The organism is Halobellus sp. MBLA0158, assembly GCF_041477585.1.
Classification (GTDB): Archaea; Halobacteriota; Halobacteria; order Halobacteriales; family Haloferacaceae; genus Haloquadratum; species Haloquadratum rubicundus.
Window position 1 is genome coordinate 1320921 of record NZ_JBGNYA010000001.1, and the last position, 21536, is coordinate 1342456.

The 21536-nt window shown below is 69.3% G+C and carries 21 protein-coding genes and 1 tRNA gene; 14 read left to right on the forward strand and 8 right to left on the reverse strand.

The window, feature by feature from the left end; genetic code table 11:
- Positions 1 to 38: 38 nt before the first annotated feature.
- Complete coding sequence (locus OS889_RS06900; protein WP_372388477.1) at positions 39 to 2468, reverse strand: DUF7527 domain-containing protein; 2430 nt, start codon at positions 2466 to 2468, stop codon at positions 39 to 41.
- 94 nt (positions 2469 to 2562) lie between these two features.
- Here OS889_RS06900 and OS889_RS06905 point away from each other — a divergent pair, with 94 nt between their 5' ends.
- Positions 2563 to 4212, forward strand: a complete 1650-nt coding sequence (locus OS889_RS06905; RefSeq protein ID WP_372388478.1) for a potassium channel family protein — start codon at positions 2563 to 2565, stop codon at positions 4210 to 4212.
- A gap of 106 nt (positions 4213 to 4318) precedes the next feature.
- Here OS889_RS06905 and OS889_RS06910 read toward each other — a convergent pair whose 3' ends face one another.
- The gene (locus OS889_RS06910) at positions 4319 to 5590 is read right to left on the reverse strand and encodes an amidohydrolase (protein WP_372388480.1); all 1272 of its coding nucleotides are present in this window, start codon (positions 5588 to 5590) and stop codon (positions 4319 to 4321) included.
- Between the two features lie 317 nt (positions 5591 to 5907).
- On the opposite strand from OS889_RS06910, the gene OS889_RS06915 reads away from it, so the two are divergent.
- Both OS889_RS06915 and OS889_RS06920 read left to right on the forward strand, forming a co-directional pair.
- Positions 5908 to 7470 (forward strand): Na+/H+ antiporter NhaC family protein, encoded by a 1563-nt coding sequence (locus OS889_RS06915; RefSeq protein WP_372388482.1) that lies wholly within the window; start codon positions 5908 to 5910, stop codon positions 7468 to 7470.
- Positions 7467 to 7733 (forward strand): DUF7513 family protein, encoded by a 267-nt coding sequence (locus OS889_RS06920; RefSeq protein WP_372388484.1) that lies wholly within the window; start codon positions 7467 to 7469, stop codon positions 7731 to 7733. Before OS889_RS06915 ends, OS889_RS06920 begins: the two co-directional genes overlap by 4 nt.
- Positions 7734 to 7950: 217 nt before the next feature.
- On the opposite strand, the gene OS889_RS06925 is transcribed toward OS889_RS06920, so the two are convergent.
- Positions 7951 to 8283: a 30S ribosomal protein S10 gene (locus OS889_RS06925; protein WP_372388486.1), complete on the reverse strand. Its 333-nt coding sequence runs from the start codon at positions 8281 to 8283 to the stop codon at positions 7951 to 7953.
- Positions 8284 to 8506: 223 nt separating this feature from the next.
- On the opposite strand from OS889_RS06925, the gene OS889_RS06930 reads away from it, so the two are divergent.
- Complete coding sequence (locus OS889_RS06930) at positions 8507 to 8968, forward strand: bis(5'-nucleosyl)-tetraphosphatase (RefSeq protein WP_372388488.1); 462 nt, start codon at positions 8507 to 8509, stop codon at positions 8966 to 8968.
- A gap of 15 nt (positions 8969 to 8983) precedes the next feature.
- Positions 8984 to 10072, forward strand: coding sequence for a DUF5787 family protein (locus OS889_RS06935; protein WP_372388489.1), 1089 nt, complete (start codon positions 8984 to 8986; stop codon positions 10070 to 10072).
- A 10-nt stretch (positions 10073 to 10082) separates the two neighbouring features.
- On the opposite strand, the gene OS889_RS06940 is transcribed toward OS889_RS06935, so the two are convergent.
- Positions 10083 to 10598, reverse strand: a complete 516-nt coding sequence (locus OS889_RS06940) for a DUF5797 family protein (protein WP_372388491.1) — start codon at positions 10596 to 10598, stop codon at positions 10083 to 10085.
- A 96-nt stretch (positions 10599 to 10694) separates the two neighbouring features.
- On the opposite strand from OS889_RS06940, the gene OS889_RS06945 reads away from it, so the two are divergent.
- The 3 genes from OS889_RS06945 to OS889_RS06955 all read left to right on the forward strand — a co-directional run bounded on the left by OS889_RS06945 (position 10695) and on the right by OS889_RS06955 (position 11932).
- Positions 10695 to 11018 carry a transcription factor S gene (locus tag OS889_RS06945; RefSeq protein WP_372388493.1) on the forward strand — a complete coding sequence of 108 codons (324 nt, stop codon included), beginning with the start codon at positions 10695 to 10697 and terminating at the stop codon, positions 11016 to 11018.
- Between the two features lie 147 nt (positions 11019 to 11165).
- Positions 11166 to 11299, forward strand: a tRNA-Pro gene (locus OS889_RS06950).
- Between the two features lie 78 nt (positions 11300 to 11377).
- Entirely contained in the window at positions 11378 to 11932 is a 555-nt protein-coding gene (locus OS889_RS06955; RefSeq protein ID WP_372388494.1) for a DUF6517 family protein, read from the forward strand.
- Positions 11933 to 11989: 57 nt separating this feature from the next.
- Here the strand turns inward: OS889_RS06955 and OS889_RS06960 are convergent, their stop codons facing one another.
- The 3 genes from OS889_RS06960 to OS889_RS06970 form a co-directional block, all read right to left on the reverse strand.
- On the reverse strand, positions 11990 to 12724 hold the full coding sequence (locus OS889_RS06960) for a methyltransferase domain-containing protein (protein ID WP_372388495.1): 735 nt from the start codon (positions 12722 to 12724) through the stop codon (positions 11990 to 11992).
- A gap of 73 nt (positions 12725 to 12797) precedes the next feature.
- Positions 12798 to 13187, reverse strand: coding sequence for a nascent polypeptide-associated complex protein (locus OS889_RS06965; RefSeq protein ID WP_372388496.1), 390 nt, complete (start codon positions 13185 to 13187; stop codon positions 12798 to 12800).
- Between the two features lie 75 nt (positions 13188 to 13262).
- On the reverse strand, positions 13263 to 13727 hold the full coding sequence (locus OS889_RS06970; RefSeq protein WP_372388497.1) for a pyridoxamine 5'-phosphate oxidase family protein: 465 nt from the start codon (positions 13725 to 13727) through the stop codon (positions 13263 to 13265).
- Positions 13728 to 13841: 114 nt separating this feature from the next.
- Here OS889_RS06970 and OS889_RS06975 point away from each other — a divergent pair, with 114 nt between their 5' ends.
- The 5 genes from OS889_RS06975 to OS889_RS06995 all read left to right on the forward strand — a co-directional run bounded on the left by OS889_RS06975 (position 13842) and on the right by OS889_RS06995 (position 19232).
- Positions 13842 to 15518: an acyl-CoA mutase large subunit family protein gene (locus tag OS889_RS06975; protein ID WP_372388498.1), complete on the forward strand. Its 1677-nt coding sequence runs from the start codon at positions 13842 to 13844 to the stop codon at positions 15516 to 15518.
- On the forward strand, positions 15519 to 15959 hold the full coding sequence (mce, locus tag OS889_RS06980; RefSeq protein WP_372388499.1) for a methylmalonyl-CoA epimerase: 441 nt from the start codon (positions 15519 to 15521) through the stop codon (positions 15957 to 15959).
- A 47-nt stretch (positions 15960 to 16006) separates the two neighbouring features.
- On the forward strand, positions 16007 to 17695 hold the full coding sequence (menE, locus tag OS889_RS06985; protein WP_372388500.1) for an o-succinylbenzoate--CoA ligase: 1689 nt from the start codon (positions 16007 to 16009) through the stop codon (positions 17693 to 17695).
- A gap of 67 nt (positions 17696 to 17762) precedes the next feature.
- Positions 17763 to 18914, forward strand: a complete 1152-nt coding sequence (locus OS889_RS06990) for an acyl-CoA dehydrogenase family protein (RefSeq protein ID WP_372388501.1) — start codon at positions 17763 to 17765, stop codon at positions 18912 to 18914.
- Positions 18915 to 19031: 117 nt separating this feature from the next.
- Positions 19032 to 19232, forward strand: coding sequence for a DUF7835 family putative zinc beta-ribbon protein (locus tag OS889_RS06995; RefSeq protein ID WP_372388502.1), 201 nt, complete (start codon positions 19032 to 19034; stop codon positions 19230 to 19232).
- Between the two features lie 57 nt (positions 19233 to 19289).
- Here OS889_RS06995 and qarA read toward each other — a convergent pair whose 3' ends face one another.
- Positions 19290 to 21176, reverse strand: coding sequence for a QarA family quorum-sensing-associated regulator (gene qarA / locus OS889_RS07000; protein ID WP_372388504.1), 1887 nt, complete (start codon positions 21174 to 21176; stop codon positions 19290 to 19292).
- Positions 21177 to 21323: 147 nt separating this feature from the next.
- Between qarA and OS889_RS07005 the strand changes: the two genes are divergently transcribed.
- The gene (locus OS889_RS07005) at positions 21324 to 21491 is read left to right on the forward strand and encodes a DUF7563 family protein (protein WP_372388505.1); all 168 of its coding nucleotides are present in this window, start codon (positions 21324 to 21326) and stop codon (positions 21489 to 21491) included.
- The last annotated feature ends 45 nt before the right edge of the window (positions 21492 to 21536 follow it).

The window sequence follows — 21536 nt, forward strand, 5'->3', positions numbered from 1 at the left end:
GCTTCGGCCGGAATCTCGGAGACGTCTCGTCTCTTTTTCTACAGATCCGGAACGTTCAGGTGGAACTCCCCGTTCCGCGCTTCCACCAGACAGAGGTGATAGCCGCGTTTTCGCGAGAGCTTGACGTACGAGAGCTTGTTCGACCGCGAGAGCAGTCCCCCGCCGGTCGCTTCGGCGACCGTCTCCAGCGCGCCGGGCTCGTAGAAGGACTCGGTGACGTAGAACCCCGCTGCCAGCGACTCGTCGCTCTCGGCGAGGGTTCCCGTGTTCTCCACGAGCGAGCCCACCATCGCCTCGGTCGTCGCGTTCCGCGAGGCGTTGATGTCGGCCACGAACAGCGGATCGCCCATCTTGTCCCGGAAGATGACGTCGAAGGCGCGCTCTTCGGCGCCGTCCTCGCCCGCGATGTCGACGGTCCCGGAGAGTTCGATCCGGTCGATGTCCGGAATCGCGTCGAAGACGCCCCCGAGCTTCGATCGGTTCCCGGTCTCGCCGATCTCATAGAGGAGGTCGGAGACGACCCACTCGGCGAACGAGTACTCCGTGCTGTCGTGGAGGAACTCCTCGTAGGGACGGTCCGCGACGATCAGGTCGTCCGTCTCGAAGGTGGTGTGGTGTTCGAGGCGGAGGTTCGCGCTCACGTCCTCGCGGGAGGCCTTGCCGTCGTGCGCGTGTTCGAGCGTCGCCTCGCCCTTCCTGTCGTACCGGACGAAGAGGTTCGTGCCCGCGAGCGCCCGGTCGGGGGCCATCGTCTCCGTCTCGGCGGCGTCCGCACCCCCGCCCCCGCTCGCGTTCGCCTCCTGGGATTCGAGCTCGGCTTCGAGGCGCTCGACCTCCGACTCCAGCCGCTCGCGCTCGGCTTCGAGTTCGTCGATCCGCTCGCGCTGCTTCTCGCGGGCCGCCTCCAGCTCCTCGACGCGCTCGCGGTACTCGTCGCGCTCCTCGGCGAGGTCGTCGCGCTCGGACTCCAGCGATTCGAGCCGCTCGCGCGCCCGGGAGAGCCGCTTCCGGAGGCGGTCCGGGTCCTGGCCGTCGATCTCGTTCCGGTCCTGGCCGCGCCGGCGTTCGCGTCTGGCCGCCGCTCGGTCGCGAGCCTCGCGGGCGCGTCGTTGTCGCGTCGAGGTCCGTTCTGGCGTCTGTGATTGCGATTTGGACTGGGCGTCGCCCTCTCGGACGCTCGCCTCGCCGTTCGATCGCCCGGGATCGAGGGAGGGAATCGTGCGCGCCTCGCGCCAGCGCTCCTCGTCGGAGAAGACGCCGTCGCGCTCTGAATCACTCGCCGGTGACGGATCGGCCGCCTGTGCCTCCGCTCCGGCGGCGGTCTCGGCCGTTCCGCCGCCCGGTCGGTCGGAGCCGTCGACGGATCGGGGGTCGGATTCTGTTGGCGCCGCCCGCTGGTCGTCCACGGCTGTCGCCTCGGCGGCGTTCGTTTCGGTAGTCGTGTCCGTCGGCGTCGACGACGGCTCGCGAGCGTCGGCCGCGACGTCCGCTTCGGCGTCCGAATTGGCGTCCGCATCGGCGACGTCGGCCGTCGCGTCGGCCTCTGCGGCCGTCGTGGGAGTGTCGGAATCAGCCGGCTCGGCGCTCGCGGCGGCGTCTGCGGGATCGTTGACGGCCGCTGTGTCGGTCCCGCGGTTCGCGGCCGCCGGCGCGTTCGGTGGTTCGTCCGCGTCGTCGCCGACCGATTCGGCCGTCCCGCTACCGTCCTCGCCTGCGACCGCTCCGTCGTCCGGTTTCGGGTCGGCGTCGGTGGCGTCGACAGCCGATCCGTCGTCTTCGCGGGCCTCGTCGCCGTCGTCGATCGCCGCGTCGCGATCGGCCATCGGCTCCGTCTCGGCGGCGTCTTCGTCGGCGTCTCCGTCCGCGGCGTCTTCGTCGCTCGTGTCCGATTCAGCCGTCTCGTCGCCGGCCGCATCGCCGCCGTCCGGGAGTTCGGGGATGTCGACCAGCTCGATGTCGACGTCTTTGACCTCGTAGATCCCGACCTCGTCTGCGGCCTTCTCGAAGGCCTCATCGCCCGTGACGAGCCGCTGGGAGCTGCCGACGAAGGCGGCGCTCATCGACTTCCCGCCGTGGTAGACGACGTAGTAGTCCCCCGAGAGCACGTTCTCGGAGAGCTCGATGTAGCCGGTGAAGCCGCCGCTTTCGAGCGTCTTGTCGGCGTCCGAAAGCGGCGTCTCGTTCGTGTAGTACTTCGCGCGCGTCTCGCCGCCGCGTTCCTGCATCGCGAAGAGGAGCGGCAGGCTCGGGTCGGCCGCGCGGTACGCGGTGAGTGATGCGTCCTCGAAGTCCCCGATTTCCCCCTTGAAAACCCCGACGACGCGGCCGTTCAGGAAGAACGCCCACGTCGTCCCGGCGGAGACGGCTCCGCTGAACTCCGAATCCGAAAGCTGGTGGAGCCCCTCGTATCCGTCCGGCGCGGCGACCGTCTCCCACTCGGTCACCACGTCGATAGTGCGACTGTTCATCCGTGTGTGTATCACGGAATCCGGATCAAATACTTTCCGGAGCGTCAGACGCCGGCTCCGGCGAACTTTTCCCGCCGCGCACCGAGCGACCGGTATGGCAGACGGCTCGGCCTGGTCTTCGACCGAGGCCCGGCGGCGGCTCGGGATCTATCTCGCGGTCGCGCTCGGCGCGGTCGGTTTCTACACTATCCTCTACCGCTGGACCCTCGCGACCTTCGAGGGGATCTCCGTCGGGTGGATCGAGGCGATGCACGTCGTCGTCGAGACGTTCACGACCACCGGCTACGGCGAGGACGCCGGGCTCTGGAACGCGCCGCCGACGTTCCTGCTCTCGATGGCGATGCAGTTCACCGGCGTCGCGCTCATCTTCACGACGCTGCCGCTCTTCGTCGTGCCCCTGGTCGAGCGCGCGCTCGAACGCGACCCGCCCACGGAGTCGTCGCTCACCGACCACGTGATCGTCACGCCGCTGACCGCCCACGGCGAGATCCTCATCAACGAACTCCGCTCGAAGGACATCCCGCACCTGGTGATCGAACCCGACCGCGAGCGGGCCAGGGAGCTCCGCAACGACTACGAGATCGTCCACGGCGACCCCGAGTCGGTCGCGGACCTGCGCGCCGCCAACGCCGACGAGGCTGTCGCGCTCGTCGCCGACAGCGACGACCGGACGAACGCCAGCGTGATCCTGACCGCAGAGCAGTTAGACGCCGACGTCCGGCTCGTGAGCCTCGTCGAAGAGCCCGAAGTGGCGGACTACCACCGCTACGCCGGCGCCGACGACGTCGTCTCGCCGCGGCAGCTCCTCGGCGAGAGCCTCGCGCGGAAGGCCGCCTCGCCGATCAACCCCGAGAGCGAGGAGGCCGTGCTGATCGGCGACGACTTCGAGGTCGCGGAGGTGCTGATCCACCCCGACAGCGAACTCGAAGGCCGGACGATCGCCGACGGCGAGATCGGCCGGCGGACCGGCGCGGACATCATCGGCATCTGGTCGCGCGGGGAGTTCGTCACGCCGCCGTCGCCCGCGACCGTGCTCGACGAGCGCACGACGCTTCTCGTCACCGGCCACGAGGATCAGGTGGCGCGGCTCCGCGAACTCGCCCGCTCGGAGGCGCGCCGGCACCGCCGCGGCCGGGTCGTCGTCGCGGGCTACGGCGAGGTCGGATCGACCGCCGCCGACGCGCTCGCCGACGCCGGCGTCCCCCACGTCGTCCTCGACTCGGAGGAGAAGCCGGGCGTCGACATCGTCGGCGACGTCACCGATTACGAGGCCTTAGAGCGCGCGGGCGTCGCGGACGCCGAGAGCGTCCTGATCGCGCTCGACGACGACACCACCGCCATCTTCGCGACGCTCGTCGTCGAGCGCCTCGCGCCGGGCGCGGAGATCATCGTCCGGGCGAACGACGCCGCGAGCGTCAAGAAGATCTACCGCGCGGGCGCCGAGTACGTCCTGGCGCTCTCGACGGTCAGCGGGCGGATGCTGGCGTCGAACCTCACCGACGAGGAGGTGATCGCACCGCAGTCCCAGATCGAGATCGTCCGCGTCGACGCGCCGCGGCTTGTCGGGACGTCGCTCGCGGAGGCGGACGTGCGGGCGCGGACCGGCTCGACCGTCCTCGCCGTCGAGCGCGACGACGAACTCCGCACGGACGTCGGCCCCGACTTCCGGATCCGATCGGGGGACACGCTCGTCGTCGCCGGCACCGACGAGGCCGTCAACGCGTTCAACGAGCGGTACGGTTAGGCCGACTCGACGGCCGACCGCGTTCATCGTGATTACTCTCCCTGTTTCCCGCCGAACGCCACCCACGGTGACGGCGCTCGGCGGGAAGAGACGAGAGTAATCACTATTAGTCCCCGTGCCCGCCCAGTTCGAGGATCGCCCGCGAGACAACGTCGATGCCGACGCCGATGCTCGCCTCGTCGACGTCGAACGTCGGCGTGTGGTGGCCGCCGGGGTGGTCGGTGCCGATCCCGACGTAGGCCGCCTCGCCGCCGTGTTCCTGGACCGCGCGCATCAGGTACGTCGCGTCCTCGCTGCCGCCGAGGTGGTCGGCATCGAGCACCGAGACGACGCCCTCGGTCTCGCTCGCCGCCCGGCTCACGACGTCCCGGAGTTCCGGGTCGCTCACGGCGGAGGGCGCGCGGCCGGCCTGCGTACGTTCGACCTCGCAGCCGTGCATCTCGGCGGCCGATTCGAGGACGCGCTCGGCGCGCTCGTCCATATACTCCATCAGGTCGGTGGTCTCGCCGCGGACCTCGCACTCGATGCGGACCCGCTCGGCGACGATGTTCGTCGCCGTCCCGCCCTCGACGACGCCGACGTTCACGCGAGTCGCGCCGTCGCCGTGCCGCGGGATCCCGTAGAGGTTCTCGATCGCCGTCGCGGCCGCCTGCATCGCGTTTCTGCCCTCCTCGGGGCGCGCGCCGGCGTGGGCCGACGCGCCGCGGAACTCGGCCTCGAACTGCGAGACCGCGAGGAAGCCGTCGATGCCCGCGACGACCTCGCCGGAGGGGTGATCGAGGCCGACGTGGACCGCGAACAGGTAGTCCACGTCGTCGAGGCGGCCCGAGTTCGCCATCGGCTCGCCGCCGACGATCCGCTCTTCGCCGGGCTGGAAGAACACCTTCAGCGTCCCCGCGAAGTCGCTTTCGAGGATCCGATCGAGGACGCCGAGCCCGATCGCCGTGTGGGCGTCGTGGCCGCAGGCGTGCATATACCCCTCGCGCTCAGAGCGGAAGCCGCCGGCCGCGGGCGCGTGGTCGTCCGATTCGGACTCGGTGATGGGGAGGGCGTCGATGTCGACCCGGAGGGCGACCGTCGGCCCGTCGCCGCGTTCGGCGACCGCGAGCGCGCCCGTGTAGCCGCCCTTCAGCCGATCGAGGATGTCCTCGCGGGCGCCGGCCTCGCGGGCGCGGTCCAGCCAGGCGTCGAGTTCGTCGTCGTCGGGAACGCCCGCTCTGGAGCCCTCGTCGAGGACCTCCCTGCCGACATACAGGGAGTCGAGGTCGCGGGTCTCCAGTTCGTCGACGATGCGCGCGGTCGTGTAGAACTCCCGCCAGGCGGGCTCGGGGTGTCGGTGCAGGTCCCGACGGAGTTCGACGAGGTCGTCGGTGGTCACACCCCCGATACTCCCCGGAGGGGCAAGTACCCGACGGGTCCGGCGGTCACGCGTCGCTCGGATCCGACCTCGGACGCGCCGGTAGCACCCGGCGAACCGGACCTATTCGGTGTGAATACATATCAATAGAATGTTCGTTCGGGGCCCAAGTGGGCACCATCCCTTTCTCCGGCCCGGTCGGTCGCGAAGAATTCCACGACGGCAGGTGAAACTGGGATGTCCAAGCTAAAAATGTCGATCTTCCGAACGTAATAATATTTTGGTGGATGAATACTGACTTATTTGTAGGTCTCCGGTGTAGTGCGGCCCGTGGTAGTATGAGTGACAGCGAAGACACTGAGATCAACGAGGAGATCGCCGAGGCCGAACTGGCCTCGGAGTCGGCGCCCGAGATCACGTTCCGTGGCGGGAAGTTCGTCAGCGCGTTCCCGCTGGCGTTCTTCGTGGTCTGGGCGATCGTCCAGAGCGGCCTGCTCCGGATCGGCGACACGACGGGGCTCGTCGCCGGGATGCTGGTCGCGCTCATCATCGGGATGTTCCTCGTGAAGGGATCGTGGCAGAGCTACGCGAACACCATCTTCGAGGGGATGACCCGCCGGGTCGCCGCCACCGCGGTCGTCGCGTGGCTGTGGGCCGGGATGTTCGCCGAGACCATCCAGGTCGGCGGCTTCGTCGAGGGCCTCGTCTGGGCCGCGAACGCGGCCAACGTCGGCGCCGGGCTGTTCCCGGCGGTGACGTTCATCCTCGCGGGCCTGCTCGCGACCGGCATCGGGACCGGATACGGGACGACCGTCGCGTTCACGACGCTGTTCTTCCCGGCCGGCGTCCTGCTCGGCGCGAACCCGGTACTGCTGTTCGGCGCGATCCTCTCCGGCGCCGTCTTCGGTGACAACCTCGCGCCCGTCAGCGACACCACCATCGTGAGCGCGGTGACGCAGGACTCCGACATCGGCGGCGTCGTCGCCTCGCGGTTCAAGTACGCGATCGTCGCGGCGTTCGTCGCCCTCGTCGGCTACCTCCTCGCGGGGCCCGCGATGGGCGGCCTCGACGTCTCGGCGCAGGCCCAGGAGATTTTCATCCAGAACTCCGAGCCCGCCGGCCTGCTCCACCTGGTCTCGATGCTGATCGTCATCGGCACCGCGGTCGCCGGCCGGCACATCATCGAGGCGATCTCGTGGGGCATCGTCGCGGCCGTCGTCTTCAACCTCGTGTTCGGCCTCGCGTCGGTCCCCGAGATGGTGGCGTTCCGAGCCCCCGAGTCGCTCGGTATCGCCCAGTCGCTGGCGTGGCTCCCCTTCGTCGAGCTGGTCACCGCCGGCCAGACCGGCGTGGGCGGCAGCCTCTACACCGGCGCGCAGGGCTTTTTCCCGCTCATCGTGCTCGTCCTGCTCATCGTCGCCGGGGCCCAGGTGATGATCCGTGGCGGCGGCTTCCAGGCGCTGCAGGACTGGCTGCTCGACTCCGTCGCCACGAGCGTCCGGCGCGCCGAGACCACGATGGTCCTCGGGACGGCGCTCGTCAACGCGATGATCACGATCAACACGGCCGCCGAGATCGCCATCGGGCCCTACATCGCGCGGCTCGGCGAGCGCTTCAACATCAACGGCTACCGGCGCGCGAACATCCTCGACGCCAACACCTCGGCGCTCGGCTACATCTTCCCGTGGTCGGGCGGCGTGCTGGTCGGCTATGCGGTCATCCAGGGCCTCCCCAACGAGTACGAGTGGTTCACCCAGTCGATGGTGGTGAACCCCGCCGACGTCGTGCCGTTCGTGTTCCACGGGTGGGTGCTCGTCGCGGTCTTCCTCCTGGCGGCGCTCACCGGCTTCGGGCTCGAATACACCAGCGACCGCGAGGCCGAGGAGGTGGCTCGCGTATGAGCCTCCTGGAGAAGTACACGAAGGGCTGGTCGTTCCGCAGCAACACCCCGTCGTTCGACGAAGGCGACGAGATCTCGGTCTTCGTCACCGGCGTCGAGGACGGCGAGCCGGTCGCCCGCATCGGCGACTCGAAACTCCGCGTGACGGGCGGCTCGCGGAACTTGGTCGACAAGCGCGTGCTCCTCCGCGTGACGGCCTTCGACGACGGCGAGCACGTCGGCGAGGCCGAGTACCTCGAAACCGTCGGCGAGAGCGCGTTCTAGAACCCACCTTTTACTTCCTCGGGTGGCTCGCTTCGCTCGCCACCACTCGTCGTAAAAGCTGGACCAAAACATCCGCGCGAGCGACCGACGGTCGCTCGTCGCTGTCGTCGTTACAGTTTCTTGTTGAGAATACGCGAATCGAGGCTCGTGAGACGTGGCGGGTCTCACGGTGGACCAAAACCCTCGGATTTCTCCTTCTTCGTCGCTCGCCCAGGAATCAATCCCGGAGGTGCCCGAGCGGCTTCTTTTGTTCGACCTCGATCTCGACGTGGAGGCTCTCGGGGAAGTCCATGTGCCCCACCTCGCGGGCGATGTGGTCGTTGCCGTGGATCTCCAGCTTCCGGGAGTAGACGGTGTAGTCCCACGAGGGGAACTCATCGCCCGGCTGGAGCGTCCGGTACTGCGGGACGGCGATCTGTTCCGGCGGGTCGGCGTGGGGGCCCTTACACTCGGCGCCCTTCCGTTCGAGCATCGACTTGAGGTCTTCCACCTGGGATTCCAGTTCGTATCGGTTTCCCGACTGGAATCGGAGTTTCGTGACGAAGGTCATGGCTGGGGTCTCGCTGGGATAGGAGAGACATCGAGGGCGAGCCGTAAAAACACATCCATAGGTGCTGGTGACTCCCGTCTCGTACCGCCGAGCGCCGGCAACGGGGTGAGCGTCCGCGATAAAAAGTGGGAGTCATCATCAAGTGCGGCACGTCGGCGCCTCGGCCCTCGTCTCGGTCGAACGTCCGATAGTCTCTTAACTCCCAACCGGGTTTATGTAGCTAATGACGGTAGAAGCGGTCAGCGCTGGAGCCATCCTCTTCCGCGACACCCGCGGCGAACGGGAGTATTTGCTCCTGAAGAGCCGCCCCGGGGACTGGGAGTTCCCCAAAGGCGGGGTCGAAGGCGAAGAGGAGCTCCAGCAGACGGCGATCAGAGAAGTGAAAGAGGAAGCCGGCATCGAGGACTTCCGTCTCATCGACGGCTTCCGCGAGGAGTACGACTACGTGTTCGAGGCCGGCGGTGACACGATCCACAAGACGGTCCACCTCTTCATCGCGCGCTCGTTCGAGGCGAACGCGGAGCTGTCGAACGAACACCGCGACCTCCAGTGGCGCGACTACGAGCAGGCGATCAACACGATCACCCAGGACGGACCGCGGGAGATCTTCGAGGAGGCCCACGAGTACCTCGACCAGCTCGCCGCCGAGAACGCCGAGGCCGGCGACGGGAAGTACCTCGCGTAGGCGGCGCGTCGAGACGTGGCCCCCGGAACCGCGGAGTTCGGCTTCGAACTCCTGGTCTGTCGGTGGGCGGAGAGCGCCTGGCCGCCCGGCAGTCACGAGGACACCGACGAGAGCGGCGCGGCGAGCCCTCCCGCGCGAGCCCGCGAGGACGCCGTGCTCGTCGCCCGACAGCTCGGCACACAGGAGCGCCGCTGGGACACGGTCGTCCTCGAATGCGACCCGGCCGGGCTGGCGGCCCGCGCGCGGTTCGGCGAGCGCGAGCTGGACTCGGACCTGCTGCACGTCGTCCGCAACGCCCCCGAGGAGTGGGCGTGGTACCGCGACGCCCTGCCGCACCCGGGCTACCCGTGGCGCTACGTCCGGGCGGCCGTCCACCGCGCGGCCGGGCGGGGCGTCGTCGAGAAGCGCCGCCGCGGCAACCGGATCGAGATCCGCCGCGTCGCGCCGTACCCCGACTGGCTCCGCCGGATCGTCGCCATCGAGAACAAGCCCGACCTCGACGCATCGGCGGCGCGGGCGCTCTCGGCGCAACTGGAACACGACGTCGAGACCGGGCTGGCCGACGAGGTCTGGGTGGCGACCGAGGCGACGGGCGATCGGATCGAGCCCGCACTCCTGGAGGACCTCCCGGTCGACGTGGGCATCGTGGCGCTCTCGTTCGACGGGGGCGACGACGCCGCTTCGCCGGCGGGCCCCCACGTCCGGACCGACGCGTCGGTGGAGTGGTACCCGACCGAGGTGACGCCGCCCGACGCCGACCGCGACGAGGAGCGGCGGCGGCGCCGGCTCGAACTCGCCGAGCGCGCCTACGGCCGCGGCTGGCGGTCGTACCACGAGACGATGCGGCCGGACTGCCGGCACTTCGAGCTCCGACGGGTCGGGCGCGCCCTCGTCCCGCACTGCGCGGCCAAAGAGCGATCACAGACCGCCGCCGAGTGCGCCGGGTCGTGCCCCGACTTCGAGCCCGAGCCGCCCGCCTGGCGGACGCGCGGGTGGCCCATCGAGGGCGGTCCCGGGAAGGGAATCAAGCGGCTTCTGGCGGGGCGTCGGGAGTGGATCCGCGATCGGGAGCGAGAACAAGAGCGGACGGACGAACGCGAGTGACGAACGGGCGCTACTCGGTCACTTCGACGTCGACCTCGTCGCGGTCGACGGCCAGACGGAACGTCGGGACCGTCCGGTAGATCACCTCGACGACGCCCTTGCGCCGGAGGCTCTGGAGCGCCTCGCGGACGTCCTCGACGGACGGGTCGACGTCGAAGGCGTCGCGGACGCCGTTGAGGACGCTCACGACGCTCTCGGAGCGCTCGTCGGGGCCGGCGACGACCGCGAACACCTGTGACTCCAGTTCGGGGACGCGGATCACCGAGGGCACGCCGCCGCCCTCCTCGTCGCTCTCGACGCCCGGCTCGACGTCGACCAGCTCCGCCGCCTCGCTCGTCGCCCGGATGAGGCTGTTGTCGTCGCGGTAGTAGTAGTCCTTCAGTTCGTTTTCGAGGTACTGGTGGACCTCGCTGCCGGACTCCAGCCCCCACCGCTCTTGGAGCTCTTTGTTCTTCGTCGGTTGCAACCGTACGACGTCGGCGAGGCGCTCTGTGGCCTCGGCCGAGAGGGCGCTGTCGTCTGTCACGGCCGTCCGTTCGTTCCGGACCGTTAAGACGTTTCGACATCCGCCGCCCCGGGAATCCCGGCCGCTTAAGTCTCTCAAGCGTCTGCGTGCGGGTAAATGGAGTTCTGCGACGAATGCGGTTCGATGATGAAGACCGACGGCGACGTCTGGGTCTGCGGTAGCTGCGGCTACGAGAAGCCCCGTAACACGGCCGACGAGGAGCATATGACCTCGACGGCCGCCCGCGAAGAGAGCGAGGTCGTCGACATGTCCGACGTCGACGACTCCGAGATCGGCCCGACCACCACGGTCGTCTGCCCCGAGTGCGGCAACGACCGCGCGCGCTACGAGATGAAGCAGATCCGGTCCGCAGACGAGTCCGAGACGCGATTTTTCACCTGTACCGAGTGCGGTCACAAGTGGCGCGAGGACGACCACTGATACTGTCAATTATCAGTTATTTGATCTGAGGCCGACTGCACAGCCCCGGCGAGCGGCCGGAACGAATCCCCCATAGGTCGCGGCCATCGTTCCCAGCCAGCGGAAATCTCCACCGCTTGTTCCCCGCGTCGGACGCGACGTCCAACCGGGCACGTAGTTCCAACCGGAAGAACGTCCGTGCGGTCGAAGAGCGGTCGGGGGTCGTGAGTCCGCGCGGCACGTCCCGGCGCGTGAGCCGTCGGCCGTGCGGGAGGCTCTGGGTTCGAGTCCCAGCGTGTCCATCGTCCGGACGAGGCGTTCTACTGCGCTTGGCCGCGCTCACGCCGCGACTTAAGTCGCTCGCCGCCCAACGGCGACCCGTGTCTCCCGACGTCCCACCGCCGGAGCTGTCGGTCCCGGAGGGGTGGCGGCTCGTCGCCGAGGACTTCCGGACGCCGCTGGAGGTGAGCGTCGCCTCGATCGAGACCTCGACGCGGATCTACGAGGACGTCGACCTCCGCGAGCGACTCGCGGACGTGACGGGCGTCGACACCACCTGGCGGTTCGCCTTCGCGAGTCGGCTCCGGATCCGCCCGCGGGCGCCGCCCTCGCGGGCGCTCACCCGACTGGTCACCGACCGGGCCGAATCGAAGTTCGAGGACGTGCTCCGGAACCGCGGCTTCGACGGGATCGACCGCGCTGACTCCCACCGCATCGACGTCGGCGAGGCGACCACGTCGGCGACGCGGTACCGCGCCCGCGTCGGCGTCGGGGGGCTGGACCTGCCGGTGGAGGCGTTCTTCGCCGTCTGGCCCGCCGAACGGGATTACCTCCTCGGCGGCGGGGCCTACCCCCTCTCGCTCCCGGAACCGGAGACGTTCGACGCCGAGCGGGGCCGCGAGGAACTCTTCTCACTAATCCGGTCCATTCGGTGAGCCGATACCGGTGAGCAAGCGGGCGACTGATCCGAAACGAGATGCGTTCTCCCGCCGCTAGCGGCCGTTCCGCGCGAACGTGAGATAGCCCGTGTGGCCCACGCCGGCCGTCGAGGGGCGCGACCCGCGCTCGCCGAAATCCATCTCGCGCTGGATGGTCTCGAGGGTCTCGATGTCGACGAGGCCGGCCTCGCGCGCGGCCCCGACGGCTTCGCGGCTGTTCTCGACGAACGGCGAGTAGACGGCGACGTGGCCGCCGTCGGCGAGCAGGTCGGGCGCGCACCGCACGACCGCGGGGGCGTCGCCAGTGTCCAGCGTGATCGCGTCGAAGGGGCCCTCCTCGGCGACGTCGTCGAGGTGTTCCGTGAGGTCGCCGGTCCGGACGTCGACGCGGTCGTCGACGCCCGCGAGGCGCATATTCTCTCGGGCGACTTCGGCGAACTCGGGGTCGACCTCGTAGGTCGTCACTGCGGCGTGCATCCGCCCGAGGTAGGCCGCGAGGACGCCCGTGCCCGTGCCGGCGTCGAGGACGCGGTCGCCGGCCGCGACGCCCGCGTGCCCCACGATCAGGCCGACGTCGCGGGGCATCATCGGCGCGCCGGTGCGCTCGAAGTGATTGAAGAGGTCCGGCCCGCGCAGGCGGCGGACGACGAACGGCTCGCCGAGGTGCGTTTCGAGCACGTCGCCGGGCTCGACGTCCTCGGGGACCTCCAGGACGCCGAGGTCCGTCTGGAGCTCGTCGCCGGGCGCCCGGAGGTACTCGCGGTCGTCGTGGACGAGGAGGAAACTCATCGTGCGTCTCGCAGGTCGGCGCCGACGTCTCGCCGCGCGGGGCGCGAGAATCCGCGAACGGGTGCGGTCCGCACTATTCCAGTCGGGAGATGGCGGCCGCCAGGTCGCCGTCGGCGGCTTCGAGCGCCTCGCGGGCCGCGTCGCTGTCGACGCCCGCGCGCTCGGCGACGAGTTCGACGTCGTCGGCCGGGATCCCGTCGTCGGATCCGGCCTCCTCGGCGTCGCCCTCGCCCTCGCTTTCGCTTTCGCCGGCCCCGCGCTCGCGGCTCTCGGGCTCGCCGACGACCTGGTAGGTCTGCTGGCCCTGGGCGTCCATCCGGGTGACCTGGGCGTCGGAGAACACGAGCTCCTCGTCGGCCGTCTTGATGACGACCTCCTCGGCGTCGAGCTCGGTGACGTCGATGCCCATCTGTTCCATCATCTGCTTCATCTTCCGGGGGTTCATTCCGCCTCCGCCGAACATAGCTGGCCGAAGCGAGGGCGGCCGGTAGCAAAAACGTGGCGAACCGCGGGCTCTGGGGGCGTTTCGCGTCCCCGTTCACTCGGCGTCGTCCGGCACCCGCTGGAGGCCGGTCGCCTCTTCGATCTCCATCTCGTAGCCGATGATCGAGAGCTGGCGCCTGCCGACGCCCGTGAGGTCCGGCGACCACGCGTTCTCGTCGATCAGCGAGCCGATGTCGCCCCACTCGCCGGTCGACAGCTCCTCGATCGGCCCGAACGCGAGGACGCTCCGCCAGTTCCGGTGGGATTCGATGTCGTAGACGGAGAGACACGCCCGCTCTGTCGTCTCGCTGAACGCGATCTTCCGGCTCTGGGGTCGGAACTGCCAGAAGGCGAAGACCGCCCGACCGGGCTCGTAGCCGAAGGAGATCGGCACCGCGTAGGCCTCGTCGCCGTCGGCCAGCGAGAGGATGCCGGTCCCTTGGGCCTCCAGGTACGCGTCGATCTCCGCGTCGGTCATCTGCCCGCCGCGGACCCGGTCCGGGTCGACTTCGTCGGTCATACCCCGGCGTTTGTGGGCGTCCGTAATGGCCTTGTTCCTTCTGGCGACTCGCGCCGTCCGGCGGCGTCGCGGAGGCGCGGACAGTTTCAATAGCCGGCGGGCGCTGTCTCCGGTATGTTCGACCCCGACGACCTCGCGACGATCCGCGAGGCCAAACGCGAGTGGGAGGCGGAGACGCTCGATCCGACCCTAGAGCGCTTCGGGGAGCGGCGGGAGACCTTCACGACCGACACCGGCGGCCAGGAGCTCGAACGGCTCTACACCCCCGACGACGTCGCCGACCTCGATTACGGGTCGGACCTCGGGTTCCCCGGCGAGACGCCCTACACCCGCGGGGTCTACCCGACGATGCACCGCGGGCGCCTCTGGACGATGCGGCAGTACGCCGGGATGGGCACGGCGAGAGAGACGAACGAGCGCTTCCGCTACCTCATCGATCAGGGCTCGTCGGGGCTGTCGATGGCGTTCGACCTGCCGACCCAGAAGGGCTACGATTCCGACGCGGGGATGGCCGCCGGCGAGGTGGGGAAGGCGGGCGTCGCGATCGACAGCCTCCGGGATATGGAGGTCGTCTTCGACGGCATCCCCCTCGACGAGGTGTCGACGTCGATGACGATCAACGCTCCCGCTGCGGTTCTCTTGGCGATGTACGTCGCGATCGGCGACAAGCAGGGCGTCGACCGCGCGGAACTTCGGGGCACGATCCAGAACGACATCCTCAAGGAGTACATCGCGCGCAACCTCTACATCTACCCGCCGGAGCCGTCGATGCGGCTCATCACCGACGTCTTCGAGTTCTGCGCCGCGGAGGTGCCGAAGTTCAACACCATCTCGATCTCGGGGTACCACATCCGCGAGGCGGGCTCGACCGCGGCCCAGGAGATCGCCTTCACCCTCGGCGACGGGATCGAGTACGTCGAGCGCGCGCTCGACGCCGGCCTCGACGTCGACGACTTCGCCCCCCAGCTCTCCTTTTTCTTCAACGCCCACAACAACATCCTCGAAGAGGTCGCGAAGTTCCGCGCGGCCCGGAGGCTCTGGGCCGAGATAATGGACGAGCGCTTCGGCGCCGAGAACCCCAAGTCCCGACAGTTGAAGTTCCACGCCCAGACCGGCGGTTCGACGCTGACGGCCCAGCAGGTCGAGAACAACGTCGTCCGCGTCGCCTATCAGGCGCTCGCAGCCGTCCTCGGCGGCGCCCAGAGCCTCCACACCAACGGCAAGGACGAGGCGCTGTCGCTGCCGACCGAGCAGTCGGTGCGGACGGCGCTGCGGACCCAGCAGATCCTCGCCCACGAGTCGGGCGTCGCGGACACGATCGACCCCCTCGGCGGGAGCTACGCCGTCGAGTCGCTCACCGACGAGATCGAGGCCGAGGCCCGCGAGATCCTCGACGCGGTCGACGAGCGCGGCGGGATGCTCGCGGCCGTCGAGTCCGGCTGGGTCAAGCGGCAGATCCAGGACGTCGCCTTCGAGCGCCAACAGGAGATCGAATCCGGCGAGCGGATCGTCGTCGGCGTCAACGAGTACCAGGTCGACGAGGAGCCCGAGATCGACATCGAGGAGGTCGACGAGGACGACGAGCGCCGACAGAAAGAACGGCTCCGGGAGGTGAAAGACGACCGCGACGACGAGGCGGTCGAGGCCGCGCTCGACGCGCTCGCCGACGCCGCCGCGGGCGACCGGAATCTGGTCCCGCCGATCGTCGACGCCGTCAAGGCCTACGCCACGGTCGGCGAGATCTCGGACGTCCTCCGCGAGGAGTTCGGCGAGTACCAGCCGGGGTTTTAGATGCCGCGCGCTTTCGATCACCTGGGGATCGCGACCGACGACGGAGCCGACCTCGCGGCGACGTTCGAGGCCGTCTTCGACGCGCCGCTCGTCCACGAGGAGCGCTTCGACGGGATGGTCGTCCGCTTTCTGGAACTGGAGTCGGGCTACTTCGAGGTCCTCGAACCCGAGGAGTCGGGAACGATCGCCCGCTTCCTCGACCGCCACGGCCCCGGAATCCACCACGTCGCGCTCCGGACCGACGACGTCGCGGCCGAACTCGCGCAGGCCCGCGAGACCGGCCTCGACCTGATCGACGAGGAGCCCCGACCGGGCGCGTGGGGCCACGAGGTGGCGTTCCTCCACCCCAAATCGACCGGCGGCGTCCTCGTGGAGTACGTCGAGGTTGGGGGACACGACGGCGACGACGGCGCCAGCGACGACAACGCCGACGCCCGCTGACCGACCAACAGTACAGTTTTGGCGGCCGCTCCCCGAACACGAATCCGATGCGCGATTTTCTCTCTCACCGCGCGCGGATCGAGCCCGACGGCGAGGCGCTCGTGATCGCCGGGAGCGGCGACGGCTACACCTTCGGGAACCTCGACACGCTCGTCGACGACCTCGCGGGACGGCTCGCCGCCGCGGGCGTCGAGCCCGGCGACCACCTCGGCGCCGTCCTCCGATCGCGGCTCGAATACGTCTGTCTGATCCACGCCGCGATGCGGCTCGGGGCCACGCTGGTCCCGATGGGCGACGGCCTCACCGCCCGCGAACTGGCCGGCCAGATCGACGCCGCCGACGTGACGAGCGTCGTCTGCGGCGAGGACACGGAGGCGGCCGTCATCGACGCGGTCTCGCGGATCGAAGGGGCGGAGGCCGGGGCCGACGATTCCGACGAGCCTGCGGCTGACGCCGAGGCCGACACCGATCCGGAACGGGAATCCGAATTCGAGTTCGCGCCCGACTCCGAACCGATCACCGTCCTCGCCGTCGACGACCCCTCGACCGAGCGGGCCGTCGCGCTGTCTGAGACGCCCGCCGAGGAGGTGACGCCCGCCGAGTGGGCGCTCGACGGCACGCAGTTGATCCTCTTTACCTCCGGCACGACGGGCGATCCGAAGGCGGTCCGGCTCACCGTCGAGAACCTCCTAGCCAGCGCGGTCGCGTCGGTCTTCCGGCTCGGGTTCGATCCGACGGACCGCTGGCTCGTGACGCTCTCGCTGCATCATATGGGCGGCATCGCGCCGGTGCTCCGGATGCCCCTGTACGGGATGGCGGTCGTCCTCCGGGAGTCGTTCGCGGCCGGCCCGGCCGTCGACGACATCGACCGCTACGACGTCACCGCGACGTCGCTCGTGCCCACGATGCTCGATCGGATGCTCGACCGGCGGGGGACGCTCCCGGAGTCGCTTCGGGTGGTCCTGCTGGGCGGCGCGCCCGCGTCCGCCGAACTGATCGAGCGGTGTCAGGCCTACTCGGTGCCCGTCCATCCGACCTACGGGATGACAGAGACGGCCTCCCAGATCGCCACCGCGCGGCCCCGGGAGGCCTTCGCGGCGCCGGACTCGGTCGGCCGGCCGCTCCTCTTCACGGAGGTGACGGTCGTCGACGAGGCGGGCGCGTCCCTCCCGCCCGGCGAACCCGGCGAGATCGTCGTCGACGCGCCGACTGTCACGCCCGGCTACTACGGCAACGCCGCGGCCACCGAGGACGCGTTCGGGCCGTTCGGCTTCCACACGGGCGACGTCGGCGTCCGCGACGAGGACGGCTCTCTCACGGTGCTGAACCGCCTCGACGACCGAATCGTCTCCGGCGGCGAGAACGTCGACCCCGGCGAGGTCGTCGAGGTGCTCCGCGGCCACTCCGACGTCGCCGACGCGGCCGTGGTCGGCGTGCCGGACGCCGAGTGGGGCGAGCGGGTCTCGGCGCTCGTCGTCGGCGCGGGCGAGGGCGACCCCGACCGCGCGGACCTGCTCGACTTCGCCCGCGAGCGGCTGGCGGCTTACAAAATCCCGAAGACCGTCGCCTTCGCCGACGCGCTCCCCCGGACCGTTTCCGGAACGATCGACCGCGCGGCCGTCAGAGACCGCCTCTCGCGGGATGACGACGGTCGGGCGCCGGCCGGCAGGGACTCCGCGCCAGACGGCGCGGCCGATTCCGCCGAATCGTCACCTGACGACGACCGCGGCGAGTAACGGTAAACGAGTTTCAAGTTTTTCAAAGTTCCGAGAGTTATTTGCTCGTGGCTTCCCTCTCTGGGCTATGGACCTACTCGACGAGTCGGTCGTGCCGGAGCACGCCCGCGAGGTGAAACGGGAGGCGCGCGAGTTCGCCGACGAGTACATCCGACCGAACGCCGAGGAGTACTTCCGCTCGGGCGAGTACCCCTGGGAGATCCTCGAAGCGGGGATGGACGCGGGACTGGTCGCCCAGGACATCAGCGAGGAGTACGGCGGCAAGGGCTACGACCTCGAAGAAGTGCTCGCGATCAACGAGGAGTTCTACGCCGCCGACGCGGGGATCGCGCTCACGCTGATGCTCGCGTCGTTCGGCTGCGAGATCGTCGAGAAGTACGGCACCGAAGAGCAGAAGGACGAGTACCTCCGCCCGGTCGCCGCCAACGAACAGCTCTCGGGGCTCGCGGTCTCGGAACCCCAGACCGGCTCGGATATGGCCGGGATGACCACCAAAGCGGAAAAGACCGACGAGGGCTGGGTCCTCAACGGCGAGAAGTACTGGGTCGGTAACGCGGTGGAGGCCGACTGGCTGACCGTCTACGCGAAGACGGGCGACGGCGACGACCGCTACGGCAACTACTCGATGTTCATCGTCGAGACCGACACGCCGGGCTACGAGGCCGAACACATCCCCGAGAAGATCGGGATGCGCGCCTCCAAGCAGGGCCACATCGTCTTCGACGACTGTGAGATCCCCGAGGAGAACCTCGTCGGGACCGAGGGCGGCGGCTTCTACGCCCTCGCGGACTTCTTCAACCACGGCCGGGTCGTCGTCGGCGGCCACGGCATCGGCCTCGCCGCCCACGCCATCGAGGAGACCTGGGAGTTCGTCCACGAGCGCGAGGCCTTCGGCCGGACGCTCTCGGAGTTCCAGTCCACCCAGCACATCCTCGCGGACCTGCGGATGGAGTACGAGTCCGCGCGAGCGCTGAACTGGCGGGCCGCCCGGAAAGTCAAAGAGAACGAGGACGCCGGCTTCTGGGCGGCCGCGACGAAGACCAAGTCGACCGAGATGGCCGTGAAGTGCGCCGAGCGCGGGATGCAGCTCCACGGCGGCCGGTCGGTGCTGGAGGAGTACCCGATCTCGCGGATCTACCGCGACGTCCGCATCCCCGTCATCTACGAGGGCGCGAACGAGATCCAGCGGAACCTCATCTACCGGCAGGGCGGCGTCTGATCGGACGGTTCCGAGACCGCCCGCGACACCGGAATCGGGCGCCCGTACCGTGGGCCTAACATTGTAGGGGCCGTTCTCAATGGACTACCGTTCCTTGTCTCGGGTACCGAACAGACGATGTCCAAAAGCCAGCCCACCGTCACCGAGCTCACCGAGTACTGCGACGCCTGCGACGCCCGGACCCCCCACGAGGTCTCGATCGAACTCAAGACCGAGAGCAAAAAGCGGACCAATCGGGCGTTCTCGCGGGAGCCCTACCGCGTGACGAAGTGTCACACCTGCGGCGACGAGCGGAGCCAGCGGATGAACGACGCCTGACTCGGACGCGATTCGACCGAGGCTCAGCCCGCGCGAATCGGCAGATGCGGGCCGAACTCAGTCGTCGCTCCCGGTCGCGCCGTCCCCTGACGCCGTCCGGTCCCCCGCGGTCTCCGCGAAGAACGACTCGATGAGCTTCCGCTCGCCGGCTCGCAGGTGCTCGTGGAACGTCGGCGCCGCGATGCCCAGCGCGTCGGCGACCTCCTCGGCGGTGCTCCCGCGCGGCCACTCGAAGTACCCCGACGCCAGCGCCGTCTCCATCACGTCGCGCTGTCTGTCGGTCAGCTTCTCTTCGAGCTGTTTCCGGAACGCCGAGGGCGACTGCACCTCGGATTCGACCTCCCGCTTTGCCACCACGGTCGTCTCCGGGAACGACTTCTGTACAGCGGCGGTGAGCGCCCTGAGGTCGGACTGCGGCGGCACCCTGACGGCGAGCTCGCCGACGCCGTCGGTCGCGGTGAACGACTCGACGGTCGCGCCCAGCTCCGCGACCGTCACGAGCGCCGAGGCGTCGGTCAGCCGGAGCTCGACGAGCGTTTCGTCGGACTCCTCGGAGATCGTTCGCACGTCCGCGACGGCGTCGAGCGGCGCGATCGCGGACATGATCGAGCCGGCGTCGACGCCCTCGACGGAGAGGTAACAGGAGACGACCCCGTCGTCCGACGGCGTGAGCGCCTCCATCCGGACGGTCGTCCCGAACTCGAGCGAGAGGTCGACGACGACGTCGCGGGTGTCGGTGTGCTCGAAGACCAGTTCGACGGCCGTGTCGCCGTAGAGCAGCTGCTTCGACTCGGCGGCGTTGATGCCGTTGCCGATCGTCTCGCCGACCTCGCCGAGCATCGATCGCTCCTCGTCGGTGATCGCGCCGCGGACGTAGACCACGAGCGCGCCGTAGACCGTATCGCGGTACCGGACGGGCACGACGACCGCCCGCCGCTGGCCCTCGATCGGCTCGGGATCGGCCAGCACGCGCTCGACGTGCGCCTCGGAGACGGGCGCGGTGACGACCTTTCGATCGTCGATCGCGGCCCGGACCGTTCGCGTCGGATCGAACGACCCCTCAGGGTCCGCGGTCGCGGACCCGCCGTCGGGGCTCGCCTCCTGGGCGTCGGCGAGCGGGGCGACGACCGACGCCGCGGTCGCCTGGGGCTCAACGGCGTCGACCGCCTCGTCGTATCGGGCGATCCACGCGCCGTCGTATGGCGCGGACTCGAACGACTCACAGACCGTCTCGGCGATATCCGCGCGCGTCGTCGCGTCCACGAGCGCCTGGTCGATCCGCCGCAGGAAGCCGTTGATCCGGCGGGCGCGTTCGAGCTGGCGCTCGCGCTCGCGGATCTCCGACTCGCGCTCGGCCCTGAGCTCTTGGACCCGCGCCGTCAGGTCGTCGAGCGCGTCGGGGTCGCCGAGCTCGGCGAGGTTCCGGGATTCGAGCACCGCCTCGGTCGACTCCAGCGCGAAGTACTCGCGGACCCGCGCGTCGAACTCCGCGCGGACGAGCAGTTCCTCCACGGTGCCGACGACGTCGTCCTCGCCGACCGGCTTGACGAGGTACTCGTCGAACGGCATGTCGACGATGTCGGTGTCGGGCTCGACCGCGGTCATCATCGCCACCCGGCAGTCGAGGCCGCGGGCGTCGATCTCCGCCAGGACCTCGTCGCCGGAGAGGTCCGGCATCCGCCGGTCGAGGAGCACCACGTCGACCGCCTCGTCGACCGCTTCGAGGGCCTCCTCGCCGCCGTAGGCCAGCCGGACGTCGAAGTCGTCCCGGAGCCAGTACTCGCAGGTGTCCGCGAGGTCCTTGTCGTCGTCGACGACGAGCACGACGGGGTTCGCCTCCGGCGTATCCACGTCGCCGTCGGTGTTCGGCGCTTCGCGAGCGTCGGATTCGGCGGCCGCTGACGCCCCGGTTCGCTCGCTGTCGGCCGACCCGCCCGATGTCATCTACTATCGGGAAGGAATACAGCCACGGATAAATAACTGCCCCTGAAACCGGGAATTCCCTAACAGCATAGGGTGTCGTGTTAGGCCACTTGCACCCCTCGTACCGAGTGGATATGCTCGATCGAACCGTCACCGAGGTGGGCGCCGATGCCTGAATGCCAGAACTGCGAATCCTTCGTCTCGCGGGACTACGTCCGGGTGTTCGCCCCCGAGGGGTTCGAGGACGCCCGCGTCTGTCCGCACTGCGAGGACGCCATCCGCGAGGGGGCCGAGGTCCGCGAGGCGCGCGCCCGCCGGGTGTCGTCGTCGCCGTAGCTCACGGTCCCACACTCCCACACACCCACACTCCGTACCGCCGTC

Coding starts and splice junctions, on each gene's coding strand:
- OS889_RS06900 (WP_372388477.1), bottom strand. CDS start 2,468: ATGAACAGTCGCACTATCGACGTGGTGACCGAGTGGGAGACGGTCGCC.
- OS889_RS06905 (WP_372388478.1), top strand. CDS start 2,563: ATGGCAGACGGCTCGGCCTGGTCTTCGACCGAGGCCCGGCGGCGGCTC.
- OS889_RS06915 (WP_372388482.1), top strand. CDS start 5,908: ATGAGTGACAGCGAAGACACTGAGATCAACGAGGAGATCGCCGAGGCC.
- OS889_RS06920 (WP_372388484.1), top strand. CDS start 7,467: ATGAGCCTCCTGGAGAAGTACACGAAGGGCTGGTCGTTCCGCAGCAAC.
- OS889_RS06925 (WP_372388486.1), bottom strand. CDS start 8,283: ATGACCTTCGTCACGAAACTCCGATTCCAGTCGGGAAACCGATACGAA.
- OS889_RS06930 (WP_372388488.1), top strand. CDS start 8,507: ATGACGGTAGAAGCGGTCAGCGCTGGAGCCATCCTCTTCCGCGACACC.
- OS889_RS06945 (WP_372388493.1), top strand. CDS start 10,695: ATGGAGTTCTGCGACGAATGCGGTTCGATGATGAAGACCGACGGCGAC.
- OS889_RS06960 (WP_372388495.1), bottom strand. CDS start 12,724: ATGAGTTTCCTCCTCGTCCACGACGACCGCGAGTACCTCCGGGCGCCC.
- OS889_RS06965 (WP_372388496.1), bottom strand. CDS start 13,187: ATGTTCGGCGGAGGCGGAATGAACCCCCGGAAGATGAAGCAGATGATG.
- OS889_RS06970 (WP_372388497.1), bottom strand. CDS start 13,727: ATGACCGACGAAGTCGACCCGGACCGGGTCCGCGGCGGGCAGATGACC.
- OS889_RS06975 (WP_372388498.1), top strand. CDS start 13,842: ATGTTCGACCCCGACGACCTCGCGACGATCCGCGAGGCCAAACGCGAG.
- mce (WP_372388499.1), top strand. CDS start 15,519: ATGCCGCGCGCTTTCGATCACCTGGGGATCGCGACCGACGACGGAGCC.
- menE (WP_372388500.1), top strand. CDS start 16,007: ATGCGCGATTTTCTCTCTCACCGCGCGCGGATCGAGCCCGACGGCGAG.
- OS889_RS06990 (WP_372388501.1), top strand. CDS start 17,763: ATGGACCTACTCGACGAGTCGGTCGTGCCGGAGCACGCCCGCGAGGTG.
- OS889_RS06995 (WP_372388502.1), top strand. CDS start 19,032: ATGTCCAAAAGCCAGCCCACCGTCACCGAGCTCACCGAGTACTGCGAC.
- qarA (WP_372388504.1), bottom strand. CDS start 21,176: ATGACATCGGGCGGGTCGGCCGACAGCGAGCGAACCGGGGCGTCAGCG.
- OS889_RS07005 (WP_372388505.1), top strand. CDS start 21,324: ATGCCTGAATGCCAGAACTGCGAATCCTTCGTCTCGCGGGACTACGTC.